A 16,120-nucleotide genomic window follows, 5' to 3' on the forward strand; every position below is an offset into this window, starting at 1 on the left:
GGCGATCAGCCGCCGAAGAGCTTCACGGGGTTGAACACGTCGGCGAGCAGCAGAACCGCGCCCATCGCGATGAGCAGCGTCGCGACGACCACGGTGAGGGGCACGAGGCGCGTGGCGTCGACCGGCGCGGGCGGCGGACGACGGAGCAGCGTCGCCCAGGCGCGGCGGATGCCGTCCCACAGCGCCACCACGACGTGGCCTCCGTCCAGCGGCAGCAGCGGGATCAGGTTGAACACGAACAGCGCCACGTTCAGCGAGCCCAGCAGGCTGAGCAGCACCGAGAAGCGGTTGAGGACCGGGGCGTCCGTGGCGGCGACCTCACCGGCGAGGCGACCGACACCCACCACGCTCAGCGGTCCGTTCGGATCCCGCTCGCCTCCTGTCACCAGCGAGACTCCCACGTCCCAGATGCGCACGGGCAGTGTCAGGATCATCGACCCGACGCGGGCGACGGTGTCGCCCGCCATCTGCGGTCCCGCCGAGAGGGGCTGCTGCACGAAGCCCATCTGGGCGGCCATGCCGACGTAGCCGACGTCTTTGACGACAGGGTCGCCGTCGTCCCCGAGCACCGGCTGGCCGCTGGCATCCGTGATCGTCCGCTCGGCCTCGACGGGAGTGATGCGCAGTGTCTTCTCCGCGCCGTCGCGACGGACCACGAGATCGAGGGCCTTGCCGGGTGCCGCCTGCACGATGGCGGTGGCCTCGGCGAACGTCGAGACGGCCTGACCGCCCACCGACACGAGGACGTCTCCCGGCCGGATGCCCGCCTCGGCGGCCGGCGTCGCGGGGTCGTCCGCCGCACACTCGGTCGCGGTCGATCCGGCAGGGAGCACGCACTCGTTCACCGAGGCGATCGTCGTCGTACCCTGCTGCACGCCGATGCCCGAGACCAGCACGGTGAAGATCACGACGGCGAGGATGAGGTTCATCAGCGGACCGCCCAGCATGACGATCACGCGCTTCCACACCGGCAGACGGTAGAACACCCGGTCCTCGGCGCCTGCGGCGATCGTCTCGTCATTCGCCGACCGCGCGTCCTGCACCAGGGCGCGGAAGAGTCCCTTGGCGGGACCTGCGGCCGTGGAGGCCGGGTACATGCCCGACATCGAGATGAAGCCGCCCAGCGGCAGCAGCTTGAAGCCGTACTCCGTCTCCCCGATGCGCTTCGACCACAGCCGGGGCCCGAAGCCGATCATGTATTGGCCGACGCGCACGCCGAAGAGCTTCGCAGGCAGGAGGTGACCGACCTCGTGCAGACCGATCGAGAGGCCGAGGCCGATCAGCATGAACACGATGCCACCCAGATAGAGCAGGACATCCACGTGATCACGTTAGTGCGCGCAGCCTAGGAATGAGCCCCACGAGTCTCCGAGGCCACGACGCGCCGCACCGCGGCGTGCGGGCGGACGTGCCGCACCCGGAGATCACACCGCCGCCGTGAGATCATGGAGAGGACATGTCGATTGAACAACAACCGAGCCTGCCTCCCGTGCTCCGCCCCGCGAACCCGCCCCGGCGTGAGCTGTCCGAACTCGCCTCCCGATTCGCCCGAGAGGTGCGCGGCGAGGTGACCGGTGTCACCCTGTCGGGGATCACCCTCGCCACCGCCGACCTCCGCACCGGCGAAGCCTTCGTCGCGATCCGGGGGGTGAACCGCCATGGCGCCGAGTTCGCCGCAGCCGCCGCCGGCAAGGGCGCCGTCGCGATCATCACCGACGATGCCGGTGCCGAGATCGCCGCCTCCGCGGGGCTCCCGATCCTCGTGGTCGACGATCCGCGCGCCGTGCTCGGAGCCCTGAGCGCGTGGGTCTACGGCACCGGAGCGGGCGACCCCCTGCCGCTGCTGTTCGCGACCACCGGCACGAACGGCAAGACCAGCGTCTCGCACCTGCTCGAGGGCATCCTCGACCAGCTCGGCGTCGTCACCGGTCTCTCCTCGACCGCCGAACGTCACATCGCCGGCGAGGTGATCGTGTCGCGACTCACGACGCCCGAGGCCTCCGAGATGCACGCGCTGCTCGCCCTCATGCGTGAGCGCGAGGTCGAGGCGGTGGCCGTCGAGGTCAGCGCTCAGGCCCTCTCCCGACACCGTGTCGACGGCATCCGCTTCGATGTCGCCGGCTTCACGAACCTCAGCCACGATCACCTCGACGACTACGCCGACATGGACGAGTACTTCGAGGCGAAGCTTCCCCTGTTCCGTCCCGACCGTGCGGTCCGGGGCGTGGTGTGCCTCGATTCCCTCAACGGCGCGGTCGTGGTGGAGCGGGCCGAGATCCCCGTGGTCACCGTCGGCACCCCCACGATCGCCGCAGATCCGGAGGCCGCCTCCGCCGCAGACTGGGTGGTCGTGATCGACGACGAGCGCGCCTCCGGCACGACGTTCACGCTGACCGGCCCCGCGGGTGCGCTGACGACGACCGTGCCGGTGATCGGGCCGCACATGGCCGCGAACGCCGCCCTGGCCATCGTCATGCTCCTCGAGGGCGGCTACGCCTGGGATCGCATCGTCGAGGCGCTCGACGGCGGACTCATCGACGCGCACCTGCCAGGACGCACCCAGCTCGTCTCGGGCGATGAGGGTCCCGTCGTGTTCGTGGACTTCGGGCACTCCCCCGACGCCTTCGAGAAGACGCTCGCGGCCGTCCGCCGGGTCACCCCGGGTCGGGTGCTGATGCTCTTCGGCGCCGATGGCGACCGAGACGCCAGCAAGCGCTATGACATGGCGCGCACCGCGGTCGAGGGCAGCGACATCCTCGTGGTCACCGACCACCATCCGCGTTTCGAGGATCCGGATTCGATCCGGGCGACTCTCGTCGCCGGTGCGCGCGCCGCCCGCCCGGACGCGGAGATCCACGAGTACTCGCCACCGGAGGCGGCGATCATCGCCGCCGTCGGCATGGTCGGTGACGGCGACTCCATCCTGTGGGCAGGGCCCGGACATCAGGACTACCGCGACATCCGAGGCGTGCGCACTCCGTACTCGGCACGGGAGTTGGCGCGTCGCGCGCTGCGCGCCGCCGGGTGGCCCGTCCCCGACTCGCACTGGCCCGTTCCGTACGCCGACGAGGACTGAGAGTCCTCGGGATCGGCCCGCCCCGCCAGGTCGGGCTGATCCGCGTGATCCGGCTTGTCCGCCTGATCTGCCTGATCCGCGTGATCCGCGTGATCCGTGTGATCCGTGTGATCCGTCGGCGGGATCAGCCCTTCGCGATCAGCCGGTCGGCGGTGCGGCGCGCCCAGGCCTCGGCCTCGGCGAGCGACTCGACCGTCAGGGTGTCGGGAGGCTCGTGCGCGTCGACGACCCGCGAGATCGTGTCGACGATGCCGAGGAACGGCAGCCGCCCCTCGTGGAACGCGTCGACGGCCTGCTCGTTGGCCGCATTGTAGACCGCGGGGAAGGTGGCCCCGGCACGACCGACCGCCTTGGCGAGAGCCACCGCGGGAAAAGCTCCGTCGTCGAGCGGTTCGAAGGTCCAGGACGTCGCACTGGTCCAGTCGAGCGGACGTCCGACGCCGCCGATGCGGTTCGGCCAGTCGAGACCGAGCGAGATCGGCAGACGCATGTCCGGCGGCGATGCCTGGGCGATCGTGGAGCCGTCGATGAACTCCACCATGGAGTGCACGATGGACTGAGGATGCACGACGACGTCGATGTCGTCGTAGGCGACGTCGAACAGGAGATGGGCCTCGATGACCTCGAGCCCCTTGTTCACGAGCGTCGCGGAGTTCGTGGTCACCATCCGACCCATGTCCCACGTCGGATGCGCGAGCGCCTGCTGCGGGGTGACCTCGCGCAGCTCGTCACGCGAGCGTCCGCGGAACGGGCCGCCGGATGCCGTGACGACCAGCCGGCGGACCTCCGAGTGGGAACCGCTGCGCAGGGCCTGGGCGATCGCCGAATGCTCCGAGTCGACGGGGACGATCTGATCGGGTGCGGCCGCGGCGAGCACGAGCTCCCCACCGACGATGAGCGACTCCTTGTTGGCCAGAGCCAGCGTGCGCCCGGCCGTCAGCGCGGCGAGAGTGGATCCGAGGCCGATGGAGCCCGTGATCGCGTTGAGCACGACATCGGCCTCGACATCGCGCACGAGCTGCTCGGCCTCGGCGGCGCCCAGCGCCGTGCTCTCGACCTGAAAGGCCGCCGCCTGCTCGGCCAGCATCTCGGCGTTGGAGCCGGCAGCGAGGCCGACGAGCTCGAAACGCCGAGGATTGGCACGGATGACGTCGAGCGCCTGGGTGCCGATGGAGCCGGTGGAGCCGAGGACGATGATGCGACGCATGCCGCCAGCCTATGGCACGCCCTCGGCTCCCGCCGTGCTTACGGAGCCTGCTCGATGGGGGTCGTCGCGAGGATGTCGACGACGAACACCAGGGTCTCGCCGGTGAGGTCGTTCGCGTTGATCTCGCCCTCGCCGTAGCCATCCTTCGGCGGCATGGTCACGACGACCTGGGAGCCGACCTTCTGGCCCTCGAGCGCCATCTTGAAGCCGGGCACGACACTGGTGGTCTGGAACTGCGTCGGGGCCGCATCGCGGCTCCAGCTCGAGTCGAACTCGGTGCCGTCCGACCACTTGACCCCGCGGTACTGCACCGTGACGAGGTCGCCCGAGGCGACCACGGCGCCATCGCCCTGCTTGAGCTCGGCGACCTCGGTTTCGGTGGGAGCGTCGGTGTCGGGGAGCGTGATGGTCGGCGAGCCCGCGTCGTCGAGCTCGACCTTCGGCATCCCCTCGGTCGCATCGACGTCGGACCCGGATGCGATGGTGGGCAGCTCCTCGATGGTCTCGATGTACAGCACGCTGGGGTTGGATCCCTCCTGCGCGGCGGGGAGCGTCAGCACCACGCTGGATCCGATCGGAACGCACTCCGCAGCGACCGTGAAGACGGTGGACTGGGTGGGATCGACCATCTGCTGCGGCTGCTGCACCGCGAGAAGGGCCGAGAGCACGCCGTCGGGGCCGCGCTCGGACGTGCTGAGCACCTCGTTCGTCTTGGCGTCGACGAGCTGATAGCGCAGCGAGATGAGGTCGCCGGGCTTGACGTCTTCGCCATCGCCCTCGACGACCACGGATCGCTGGGCCTCGGTCAGGTCGGCGTCGGCCGGCACCGTGACCTTGGCATCAGCGCCGGAGCCCTCGACCGACACCGCATCGGATCCGGCACCGGACTTCAGGTCGGCCAGGCACGAGCCCTGAGCGGAGGCGTCCGGCGTCGCGGTCGACTCCGGATCCGCACCTCCCGAGCACCCGGCAAGGAGAAGGGTCGCCGCAGCGACGGTGGACAGGATGATGAGCGGACGCTTGCGCACGATGAGACCTCGGGTTCGCGGGAGGGACACCCCATCATGGCGCACGCCCCTTGGCCGAGGCTGGGAGGCGCGCGCCGGGGCTTCATTCCCACGGCGGCATGGATCCGGGGGTAATCTGCTCTGATGACGTCAGAGCAGTCGGTGGAGCCCGCAACATCGCCCGCAGAGACGCAGGGACCCCGTCACGCGGGATTCGCCTACCGGCTGGGTCGCGGTCTCATCACCCCGCTCGCGCGCACCATCTACCGGCCCCGCATCGAGGGGCGCGAGAACGTCCCGAAGGACGGCCCGGTCATCTTCGCCAGCAACCACCTCTCGTTCATCGACTCGATCGCGATCCCGGTGGCCGCACCTCGTCCGGTGCATTTCCTCGCGAAGTCCACGTACTTCGAGGGCACCGGCATGAAGGGTTGGCTCAGCAAGACCTTCTTCGAATCGATCGGCGCCATCTCCGTGCGCCGGGGCGCCGGCAAGGCCGCGCTCGACGCGCTCGACGTGCAGCGTCAGCTCCTCGACGAAGGACTCGCGGTCGCGCTCTACCCGGAGGGGACGCGTTCCACCGACGGTCGTCTGTACAAGGGCCGCACCGGCGTGGCGTTCCTCGCTCTGCAGACGGGGGCCCCCGTCGTGCCGGTCGGCCTGATCGGGACCGACAAGGTGATGCCCGTCGGAGCGAAGGTGCCGACCCTCTCGGAGCGCATCACCGTGCGGTTCGGGGAGCCGCTCGACCTCTCGCCGCACGGCCCGGCCACGAGCGGGCGTGCCCGCCGACTCGCGACAGACGAGATCATGGCGGCGATCCACGCGCTCTCCGGCCAGGAACTCGCCGACGCGTTCAACGAGGCTCCCGCTCAGGGCGCGATCGAGAAGATCAAGCAGGCACTGCCGCACGAACGTCGCTGACCGCGCGCCCGCCCGCGAGGTGGCGTCCGATCGCGCCGAGCGACTCAGTCCTGCGCTGCGCGGACCGTCGCCTCGTGCCGCACCGGGAAGTTCATCGAGTTCGCGATGAAGCACCACTCGTGCGCCTGTGTGTGCGCGCGCTCGGCGGCGTCGATCATCGACGCCTCCGCCACCACGACCTCCGGGCGCAGCATCACCTCGACGAAGGCCCCGCCGCCGGCACCGTCCTCGCGCATGGTTCCCGATGCGCTGTCGCGATATGAGACCACGACCACTCCCGCGGTGACGCACGCATGCAGGTACGAGAGCAGGTGGCACTCGGACAGCGAGGCGAGCAGCAGATCCTCGGGATTCCAGCGGGCGGGATCGCCACGGAAGGGCTTGTCGGCCGACGCGAGCAGATCGGGCTTGCCCGCGACCTCGATCGTCACGTCGCGTCGATAGTCGCGGTAGCCGCTCGTGCCGGTGCCGGCGTTCCCGGTCCAGGTGGCGGTGAGTGCGTAACGGTGCTCGCCGAAAGGCGTCAGACGGTCTGCCATGACGTCAGTCTGCCACCCGCCCCGGGCATGCGGCGCGGCATCGTTGGCGCGGTGGGACGCCGACCGACGATATCCTGAGGGGGTGCTGGAGACTCTGACCGTTCAGGATGCCGTGGAACTCGCCGTCGTCGAACGGAGCGGCTTCATCGAATCGCGACACGCAGGGGCGGCGGTGGTGCTCTCGCCCGAGGGCGACGTCGTCGTTCGACACGGCAACCCCGATGCGCTGGTGCTCCCCCGCTCGAGCCTCAAGCCGCTGCAGGCTGTGGCGTGCGTCACCGCGGGCGCAGCGCTCGAGGGCGAACAGCTCGCGATGTCGACCGCGAGCCACAGCGGCACCGACCGCCACGCCGCGCTGGTCCGGAACATCCTCACGGAGGGCGGACTCAACGAGGACGACCTCGCGTGTCCTCCCGCCTGGCCCTCCGACACCGCCGCGCGCGACGAACTGGTGCGCGAGCACGGTGCGCAGACCCGGATCCGGATGAACTGCTCGGGCAAGCACGCGGCGATGCTGCGGGCCTGCGTCGCCACGGGGTGGCCGACCGACGGCTACCTCGAGCCCGCGCATCCGCTGCAGGTGCACATCCGTGATGTCATCGAGCGGCTCACCGGCGAGAAGGTCGCCCACACGGCGATCGACGGATGCGGCGCGCCCGTCTACGCGCTCACGCTCACGGGCCTCGCCCGATCGATCCACCGCATCGGCACCGCATCGGACCGCTCCCCGTTCGCGCTGCATCGCGTCGCCGGGTCACTCGTGCGCGCGGTCCGCGAGCATCCCTGGACCATCGACGGCCCTGGTCGCCCCGACACCGTCGCCATCGAGAAGCTCGGTGTGTTCGCCAAGAGCGGCGCCGAGGGCGTGATCGTGATGGTCGCCCCGAACGGCACGACTGCCGCGGTGAAGATGCTCGACGGCGGCGCGCGAGCGAGCACCATCGTCGCCGCCACTCTGCTCGCGCGCGCGGGAGGGCTGACCGACGCGGACGTCGCGACCCTGCAGGCGGTGCTCCCGCTCGAGGTGCTCGGCGGCGGACAGAACGTCGGAAGCATCCGCCCCGGCTCCGCCCTCTGAGCGCCGTCCGCGGCGGACAGGTCATCGTCGCGGCGCGAGAGCCGGGATCGAGACCCGTCTGGGTGCGGAGTCCGCCACCATCGACCACGCTCGACCGGCGTGCTGTCGTGCGAACGGCGGCAGGTCGCGCACACCGGCCAGCTGACGCAGCTCGACGGCGTTCTCGGCTCTGACCAGCAGCTCGCCGTCTCGGCGAATCCGCTGCCACAGCGACCAGTCGCGCTGCCACGCCTCGGGCTCGCCGATCAGGATCGCCGGGCGTTCGGAGAGCGCGACGCCGCCGGGTGCGGCTGACAGGCAGAGGACGTCGCACTCCGCGAAGACAGCGGACAGCGCCTCGGCGACCGCAGGGGCTCCGGCGGTGACCAGGCCGGTGAGCGGGAGCCGGGGTGCCCACCCGTCGCTCGCCCGACGCCGCGGCGTCGTGTGCCGGGCGCTCACGCCGCCGGGCCTGCCCGTGCGCTCCGCCACCGCATCCTCCGCGCCCGTCCCGGGCACCTGCGCAGCCGTGTCCGGCACCCAGACGACCTGGATCTCGCGATCTCCGATCCGCATGCGTCCCGTCGGACGCTCCGCCTCGAACCCGCGCGCATCGCCGCCGGCCGCCAGGTGATCGACCCTGCTCCGCAACCGCAGCAGACCACGACGCGGCAGGATGTCGAGCACGCGCCCCACAGCCCCGCCCGCACGTGCGGAGGTCAGCACGAAGGTCGTGTCCGTGTTGTTCCGCAGGATCTGCTCCCACAGATGCAGCACGTGCTGCGCGTACTCTGCGGGGAGGCTGTCGATCCTGACGTCGATATCGTCGCAGAGCACGAGGCGGGGCGGCCTGACGCGGCCCGAGGAGAGCGCCACGGCGATGTCCCAGGCCTCCTCCGGGTCGCTCGGAATCCACAGTGCCTCATCGTCCTGCGCCGCGAGAGCGCGCAGGACGGACGTCCGGCCCGAGCCGGGAGCACCGACCACGCTCAGACCGCGGTCCGACCCGACCGCCATCGAGTCGAGCGGCTGACGCTGGTGCTCCGGGTCGTCGACCCGCCCGAGGATCACACGACCTGCACTCTGCTCTCCACGGACCTCGCCCCACGGGATCCGTCGCTCCAGAGCGGGAAGCCAGGGGCTCCGCGGCGTCTCGGCATCGGCCCACAGGGCCGCGACGGCACGGATGTCCGCCGCGCCCGTCAGAGCGACGCGCATCACCCGCGCCTGCTCGTCCTGCGGTCTTCGTACCAGCGCGACGCCGCGGGCCGCGACTCCCCCCGGCAGTTCGGCGGCGGCGTCCGTGCCGATCACGGCTCGGCTGTCGGCGGAGTCCGACACCCGGAGGCTGACCCGAAGCGGGCAGTTCGACGCCAGGGCATCACGGATCACCCCGGACGCCCTCTGCGTGCCGAGGATCAGATGCATCCCCAGCGCCCGTCCTCTCGCGGCGATGTCGGTGAACACGATCCCCAGATCCGCATGTTCCTGCAGGAGAGCCGCGAACTCGTCGACCACGATGACGAGCCGAGGCATGTCGACCTCTCGCACATCGCGGGCTCCGGCCGCGGCGAGCACCGACTCCCGACGCCGCAGCTCTGCGGTCAGGCTGGTCACTCCGCGCCGGGCCCCCTCCTCATCGAGATCCGTGATGACGGCAGCCACCTGCGGCAGCTCCCTGAGCGGGTCGAACGCCGTCCCGCCCTTGAAGTCCGCGAGCACGAACACCACACGGTCGGGACCGTGCGCGGTCGCGATCGCGGTCACCCACGACACCAGCAGCTCGCTCTTGCCAGTGCCCGTGGTGCCGGTGACGATCGCGTGCGGTCCGTCTTCGACGATGTCGAGCCCGACGTCATCGCGCTCACCGCGGCCGATCATCGCGGGGAGGCCGCTCGGAGACCCCTGCTGGCGGAGGTCTCCGAGAGCGACCTCCGCGGGAAGGGTATCGACCTCCTCCGCGTCCCCCACTCGGGACACGGCGATGGCGGCGGCCTGATCGTGCGACAGGCCCTCGACGGACACCCGGACGACGCCCTGCGGCGTACGCACGAACGCCCGGCCCGGCTCGTCGATGTCGATCACCGTGGTGATGCCCTCGGCGACGTCGTCGTCGCGGTGCAGCATCCAGATCACGCTGTCGCAATCCGGACGCCGCGAACCCGCCAGAGCGACCCCGAGGCGGAAGGCGCCGCGACGGTCCCCCTTCGCCTGAGGGAGGTGGGCGAGCCCCCAGTCGTCGAGCCGGTCGCCGCAGATCATCAGCTGCGCGGCACCGAATCTCAGGGCCAGCTGGAGGACGAGCGCCCGCGCCACCGATTCCACCAGCGGCAATCCGCCCCGCAGAGCCACGCCTCCTCCGAGGGGCACGGTGACGGGGACGTCGTCGAGCCGAGCGCACCGCTCGCGGAACGCACGCTCGCGCTCGCCATCACCGCCGGATGCGCGCACGGCGCTCACGCCCACCCCGCTGCCCACCGCGATCTCGGTGCGCGGATCCACAGGGTCGGATCCCCGCAGCGGAGGCTGATCGAGGCACGCCGCGGCATCGGGATGGCGATGCCAGCGTCCCCGGCGCTCCTCGTCATGCTGAGCGGTCAGCTGCTCCTCGACGCGCGTCCACGCCCGCTCATTCTCCACCGCACCCTCTCGACGAGACCGGCGGCGGGAGCGGGCACCGTCGACGAGCGAGGCGAGGATCATCAGCGGCCCCAGGGCCGCGAAGCAGAGCGAGAACAGCGAGCCGGTGACCGCCCACAGCACGACGCCCGCCGCGACCGGCACGAGAGCGGCGACGAAGGGCGTCGGAGGGCGCCGCGCGGGAACCGGCGCGGGCGGGATGACTATCGGGAGGGATTCCATCCCTCCAGTGCACTCCGGTTCACGAGAGCCCGGGTATCGTCCCCAGGCCCCGGAGCGCTAGTCGGCCGGACGCTCTTCCGTGGAGGAGACGTCGACGACCGAGGCCGTCGGCGCGTCGGACGACGGAGAGTCGGCGGACGCGGACTCGTCGGAGACCTGGACGACGACCAGCGTGACGTTGTCGCGTCCGCCGTTCTCGAGGGCGGCCGCCAGCATCGCATCGACGGCGGCTGCGGGGTCGGCGTTCGCGCGCAGGAAGTGCTGGATGCCGTAATCCGTCAGCTCCTTGGTGAGCCCGTCGGAGCAGATCACGAACCGGTCGCCGGCCCGCACGTCGAGAGTCACGTAATCGGGCGCCGTGAGCTCGCTCGCCCCGACCGCGCGCGTGATCACGTTGCTGTACGGATGGCCCTCGGCTTCCTCGGGGCTGATCTTGCCGGCAGCGATGAGCTCCTGGACGACGGAGTGGTCGGTGGTCACCTGCACGAGCCGGTCGTCGCGCAGCAGATATACCCGGGAGTCTCCGATGTTCAGCGCCGCCCAGTGCGGCTCCTCGTCGTCGAACTCGAGGAACACTCCGGTGAGAGTGGTGCCGGTGCCCTCGTCGGTGGCCTCAGGGTGATCGGCGATGTCCGCCACGGCGAGCTCGAGAGCCCCCTCGATCGACGCACGCGCCACGGATCCGGACGTCGCCACCGCCTGTAGGCGAGTGACCGTGCTGCGACTGGCGATCTCGCCGCCCGCGTGACCGCCCATGCCGTCCGCGACGATGAACAACGGATAGTCCGCGAAGAACGCGTCCTGGTTGGTCTCGCGGCGCCGTCCCACGTCGGTGACCCCCGCCCAGGACAGCAGGAGGGGGCGGTCGGCGACCGTCACGCGTCGCGTGCTCGTCGTCGTGTCAGACACTCGTCGCCTCCGAAAGTCCTGCGGGTCGGGCCGCGCCGGGATACTCACACATCGTAGTGGACAGCATTACTCCACGTTATCGCCTCGCGACGACACCACTGCAATCGCGGAGCGCGGCCGGGACAGCACAGAGCCCCCGACCGGAGTCGGGGGCTCTGTGTCACGAGGTCACGCAGGAGGCTGCGTGGGGTCCGTCGGGGGTGCCGGCGGAGCCGCGGGCGGAGCCGTCGGAGGAGCCGGCGGACCTGCGGGCGGTGCCGACGGAGCTGCCGGCGGGACGCCGGGAGCAGACGGGTTCGACGGTGCGGGCGGGTTCGACGGTGCGGGCGGGGGCGCATAGCCGGGCTGCGCGGGCGGCGTGTACCCGGGCTGAGCCGGAGGCGTGTAGCCCTGCGGTGCGGGCGGTGCGTACCCCTGCGGAGCGCCGTATCCCTGCGGTGCACCGTAGCCGGGGCCTGCCGCCGGACGCGGCTGCACGGGCACGCCCTGCCAGACGGTGTTGTCGGCGAGGAAGCCGTTACCGGCCCACGGGGCCGGTGCGATGTTCGGGTTCCAGCGCGACTTGTCGAACGCGTTGATGCCGTACCAGACGATCGACAGCAGCACGTAGAGGACGACCCAGACGGCATCCTTCTGCAGCTTGAGACCCACACGCCAGGCCGCGAGGGCCAGGACCACTGCGAGAGCGATGCTGGTGAGGAAGTTGAGGTAGGGGATGCAGGTGAGCCCGATGCCGATGAGCACCACCCACGGCGAGACGTCGCCGAGCTTCGCGAACACCATCATGTTGTAGACGGGCACCCACGCACGCCACTTGCCCTCGACTCCGGCCTTCTCGAAGATCTTCATGAGGAAGATGGCCGAGATCACGTAGAACGCCGCAGCGAAGAGCAGAGCGATGAGGAGCACAGCGAAGAGACCGGCGAGAGCCGCCCCGTTGTCGTAATAGTCGTTGTACATGAATCCCTCCGGATCCGATGGAGCGGACGCCGTGCGCGCCGCGACACCAACCATATCGGTGCGCCGATATACGGGGCAACGACACACGCGGGCGGAGCCGCGCGACGGTCATTCGGCGACGACGAGCTCCACGATCCCCTGGTCATCGGTGTCGCGGAGCACGACTCCCCGCGGCTCCGCCCAGCGGCGCAGACCCCGCAGCGATCCGATGCGGGGTCGATCCTCCGCCAGCGCCCGCACGAGCAGTCCTTTGGACTTCTTGTTGAAGTGGTTGAGCGCCCGCCCGTGCTCCGTCACCACGCGCACGTACACCGAGGCGACGGAGTGCGGAACCGGCCCGAGTGCGACATACGCCTCACTGCGGAGGTCGAGGACGAAGGGGGGTTGCTCCCCCGCGATCGCCGCGGTCGTCGGAGCCGCCCAGTGCCGCCGAAGCGCAGGCAGGCCGGGCACCGACACGCCCGCTGCCAGCCGGTACTGCGGGATCGGATCGAGAGCGCCGATCGGCCCGAGGGGCGCCGAATGGATCCACACGTGCGCACCGAGCCATCGTCGGGATGCCGACGAGAGCGACGCCGCATCGAGCGCGTCGTACAGCACTCCCGTGTACCGGTCGACCGCCGGCATCGTGGCTCCGGAGCGCAGCATCCGATTGTGCAGGACGTCTCCCCCCTGCTTCGCGCTGAGCTTGAGCGCCGCACGAGCGGCATCCTCGTCGGCGGACAGAGCGACCAGAGCGTCGACGACGGCCAGCCGCTCGTCGCGCAGCGACGGCAGCGCCAGCGCGTCGACATCGAGCGGTGCGCCGTCACCGCCAGGACGCTTGGTCTCGGACGGCGGGAGCAGGATCTTCATGAAACCTCGGGGATGCAGACGCGTCCGCCCCGGGACCCACGAGGGGTGCCGGGGCGGACGCGATGTACGGACTGCTACGCGATGAGGGCCGCGTTGCCCGCCACGATCGTCAGGACGTCGCTCTCCATGGAGAGGAAGCCGTCCTGCGCGTTGGCGAGCACCTTCGTGCCGTCGGTCTGCGTGATACGGACCTCGCCCTGAGCGAGGATCGCCAGAACCGGCTCGTGGCCGCTCATGAAGCCGATCTCGCCCTCGACGGTCTTGGCGACGACGAGGCTCGCCTCTCCCGTCCAGACCTCCGCGTCCGCGGAGACGAGGCTGACGTGCAGTGCCATGGTCAGCCGTTCTCCTTCTGGATCTTCGCCCACTGCTCTTCGACGTCGGAGATGCCACCGACGTTGAAGAAGGCCTGCTCGGCCACGTGGTCGAAGTCACCGCGGGTGATCGCATCGAACGACTCGATGGTCTCCTTGAGCGGCACGGTCGAACCCTCGACACCCGTGAACTTCTTCGCCATGTAGGTGTTCTGCGAGAGGAACTGCTGGATGCGGCGTGCACGCGACACGACGATCTTGTCCTCTTCGGAGAGCTCGTCGACACCGAGGATCGCGATGATCTCCTGCAGTTCCTTGTTCTTCTGCAGGATCTGCTTGACCGTCGTCGCGACGCGGTAGTGGTCCTCGCCCAAGTAGCGGGGGTCCATGATGCGCGACGTCGAGGTCAGCGGGTCGATGGCCGGGTACAGACCCTTCGACGCGATCTCACGCGAGAGCTCCGTGGTGGCGTCGAGGTGGGCGAACGTGGTCGCCGGAGCCGGGTCGGTGTAGTCATCGGCCGGCACGTAGATCGCCTGCAGCGAGGTGATCGAGTGACCGCGAGTCGAGGTGATGCGCTCCTGGAGGAGGCCCATCTCGTCGGCCAGGTTCGGCTGGTATCCCACGGCCGAGGGCATGCGGCCCAGCAGCGTGGAGACCTCGGAACCGGCCTGCGTGAAGCGGAAGATGTTGTCGATGAAGAGCAGCACGTCCTGCTTCTGCACGTCACGGAAGTACTCCGCCATCGTCAGAGCCGACAGGGCGACGCGCAGACGCGTTCCCGGCGGCTCGTCCATCTGGCCGAAGACGAGGGCGGTCTTGTCGAAGACACCCGCCTCTTCCATCTCGTGGATCAGGTCGTTGCCCTCACGGGTGCGCTCGCCGACACCGGCGAACACCGACACACCACCGTGGTCCTGCGCGACGCGCTGGATCATCTCCTGGATGAGGACCGTCTTGCCGACACCGGCGCCACCGAACAGACCGATCTTTCCACCCAGAACGTACGGGGTGAGGAGGTCGATCGACTTGATGCCGGTCTCGAACATGGTCGTCTTCGACTCGAGCTGGTCGAAGTTCGGAGCCTTGCGGTGGATCGGCCAGCGCTCGGTGACCTCGATGGTCTCGCCGGGCTCGAGGTTCAGGACCTCGCCGATCACGTTGAAGACCTTGCCCTTGGTGACGTCGCCGACGGGGACCGAGATGGCCTCACCGGAGTCGCGCACCTCCTGGCCGCGGACGATGCCGTCGGTCGGCTTCAGAGCGATGGCGCGAACGAGGTCGTCGCCGAGGTGCTGAGCGACCTCGAGGGTGATCTCGACCGACGAGTCGCCGATCGTGATCGTGGTCTTCAGCGCGTTGTAGATGTCGGGGATCGAGTCGTGCGGGAACTCGATGTCGACAACCGGACCGTTGACGCGTGCGACGCGCCCGACGACCGCGGTCGCCGGCTGGTCAGCCGTGGCGGTGGTGGTCATTTTCGTCTCTTTCCTGATGGTCTATTTGCTCGACGAGAGTGCGTCGGCGCCGCCGACGATCTCCGCGATCTGCTGCGTGATCTCCGCCTGACGCGCGTTGTTGCGCAGACGGGTGTAGTCGGTGATGAGCTTGTCGGCGTTGTCGCTGGCCGACTTCATCGCCTTCTGCGTCGCAGCCTGCTTGGCAGCAGACGACTGCAGGAGAGCGTTGAAGACACGGCTCTGGATGTACACCGGCAGGATCGCGTCGAGGACTGTCTCGGCATCCGGCTCGAACTCGTACAGCGGGTAGACGGCGCTTCCCGCTTCGGAGTCATCGGCTTCCGCGATCTCCAGCGGAAGCAGACGCACGGATTCCGGCGACTGCGTCATCATGCTGACGAAGCGGTTGTACACGAGGTGGATCTCGTCGACGCCGCCCTCGTCCGCACCGCGGGAGAAGTCCTCGAGCAGCGTGGCCGAGATCTCCTCCGCCGTGTGGAACGACGGGGTGTCGGTGTCGCCGGTCCACTCCGCGGCCGCCGCGATGCGACGGAACTGGAAGTAGCCGACGGCCTTGCGACCGACGAGGTAGAACACCGGCTCCTTGCCCTGACTGCGCAGGAGCTCCGCCACCTCGAGACCCTCTCGGAGGATCTGCGAGTTGAAGGCTCCGGCAAGGCCCCGGTCCGACGAGAAGATCACGACCGCGGAGCGGCGGATCGTCTCGGGCTCGCGGGTGAGCGGGTGGTCGACGTTCGAGTGCGTCGCGACGGCGGACACGGCCCTCGTCACGGCACGCGCGAAGGGGCTGGACGCTTTGACACGTCCCATCGCCTTCTGGATGCGCGAAGCCGCGATGAGTTCCATCGCCTTCGTGATCTTCTTGGTCGTCTGAGCAGAAGAGATCTTCTGCTTGTAGACCCTGAGTTGAGCGCCCATGAAATCAGTTC

14 protein-coding genes are annotated in these 16,120 nt (G+C 69.7%); 3 read left to right on the top strand and 11 right to left on the bottom strand.

The window, feature by feature from the left end:
- Positions 1-5 precede the first annotated feature (5 nt).
- Positions 6-1,322, bottom strand: coding sequence for a M50 family metallopeptidase (locus FQ142_RS10620; protein WP_149423243.1), 1,317 nt, complete (start codon positions 1,320-1,322; stop codon positions 6-8).
- Between the two features lie 134 nt (positions 1,323-1,456).
- On the opposite strand from FQ142_RS10620, the gene FQ142_RS10625 reads away from it, so the two are divergent.
- Complete coding sequence (locus tag FQ142_RS10625; RefSeq protein WP_188042368.1) at positions 1,457-3,076, top strand: Mur ligase family protein; 1,620 nt, start codon at positions 1,457-1,459, stop codon at positions 3,074-3,076.
- 124 nt (positions 3,077-3,200) lie between these two features.
- Here the strand turns inward: FQ142_RS10625 and dxr are convergent, their stop codons facing one another.
- A complete protein-coding gene (dxr, locus tag FQ142_RS10630) occupies positions 3,201-4,283 on the bottom strand; it encodes a 1-deoxy-D-xylulose-5-phosphate reductoisomerase (RefSeq protein ID WP_149423244.1) in 1,083 nt (360 codons plus the stop codon).
- Between the two features lie 38 nt (positions 4,284-4,321).
- Positions 4,322-5,341 carry an FKBP-type peptidyl-prolyl cis-trans isomerase gene (locus tag FQ142_RS10635; protein WP_253385912.1) on the bottom strand — a complete coding sequence of 340 codons (1,020 nt, stop codon included), beginning with the start codon at positions 5,339-5,341 and terminating at the stop codon, positions 4,322-4,324.
- 93 nt (positions 5,342-5,434) lie between these two features.
- On the opposite strand from FQ142_RS10635, the gene FQ142_RS10640 reads away from it, so the two are divergent.
- A complete protein-coding gene (locus FQ142_RS10640; protein ID WP_056416704.1) occupies positions 5,435-6,214 on the top strand; it encodes a lysophospholipid acyltransferase family protein in 780 nt (259 codons plus the stop codon).
- Between the two features lie 44 nt (positions 6,215-6,258).
- Here FQ142_RS10640 and FQ142_RS10645 read toward each other — a convergent pair whose 3' ends face one another.
- On the bottom strand, positions 6,259-6,753 hold the full coding sequence (locus FQ142_RS10645; protein ID WP_149423245.1) for an OsmC family protein: 495 nt from the start codon (positions 6,751-6,753) through the stop codon (positions 6,259-6,261).
- 82 nt (positions 6,754-6,835) lie between these two features.
- On the opposite strand from FQ142_RS10645, the gene FQ142_RS10650 reads away from it, so the two are divergent.
- On the top strand, positions 6,836-7,831 hold the full coding sequence (locus FQ142_RS10650; RefSeq protein WP_262492125.1) for an asparaginase: 996 nt from the start codon (positions 6,836-6,838) through the stop codon (positions 7,829-7,831).
- Positions 7,832-7,852: 21 nt separating this feature from the next.
- Here the strand turns inward: FQ142_RS10650 and FQ142_RS10655 are convergent, their stop codons facing one another.
- The 7 genes from FQ142_RS10655 to FQ142_RS10685 all read right to left on the bottom strand — a co-directional run bounded on the left by FQ142_RS10655 (position 7,853) and on the right by FQ142_RS10685 (position 16,109).
- Positions 7,853-10,672, bottom strand: coding sequence for an FtsK/SpoIIIE domain-containing protein (locus FQ142_RS10655; RefSeq protein WP_149423247.1), 2,820 nt, complete (start codon positions 10,670-10,672; stop codon positions 7,853-7,855).
- Between the two features lie 57 nt (positions 10,673-10,729).
- Positions 10,730-11,581 carry a PP2C family protein-serine/threonine phosphatase gene (locus FQ142_RS10660; RefSeq protein ID WP_149423248.1) on the bottom strand — a complete coding sequence of 284 codons (852 nt, stop codon included), beginning with the start codon at positions 11,579-11,581 and terminating at the stop codon, positions 10,730-10,732.
- A gap of 168 nt (positions 11,582-11,749) precedes the next feature.
- Entirely contained in the window at positions 11,750-12,541 is a 792-nt protein-coding gene (locus tag FQ142_RS10665; RefSeq protein WP_149423249.1) for a DUF5684 domain-containing protein, read from the bottom strand.
- 108 nt (positions 12,542-12,649) lie between these two features.
- Entirely contained in the window at positions 12,650-13,396 is a 747-nt protein-coding gene (locus FQ142_RS10670; RefSeq protein ID WP_056416688.1) for a YaaA family protein, read from the bottom strand.
- Between the two features lie 74 nt (positions 13,397-13,470).
- Positions 13,471-13,731 carry a F0F1 ATP synthase subunit epsilon gene (locus tag FQ142_RS10675; protein WP_045255374.1) on the bottom strand — a complete coding sequence of 87 codons (261 nt, stop codon included), beginning with the start codon at positions 13,729-13,731 and terminating at the stop codon, positions 13,471-13,473.
- Positions 13,732-13,733: 2 nt separating this feature from the next.
- Positions 13,734-15,188, bottom strand: coding sequence for a F0F1 ATP synthase subunit beta (atpD, locus tag FQ142_RS10680; RefSeq protein ID WP_056416683.1), 1,455 nt, complete (start codon positions 15,186-15,188; stop codon positions 13,734-13,736).
- Between the two features lie 21 nt (positions 15,189-15,209).
- Complete coding sequence (locus FQ142_RS10685) at positions 15,210-16,109, bottom strand: F0F1 ATP synthase subunit gamma (protein WP_045255376.1); 900 nt, start codon at positions 16,107-16,109, stop codon at positions 15,210-15,212.
- Positions 16,110-16,120 lie beyond the last annotated feature (11 nt).

The organism is Microbacterium sp. ANT_H45B, from assembly GCF_008369345.1.
Taxonomy (GTDB): domain Bacteria; phylum Actinomycetota; class Actinomycetes; order Actinomycetales; family Microbacteriaceae; genus Microbacterium.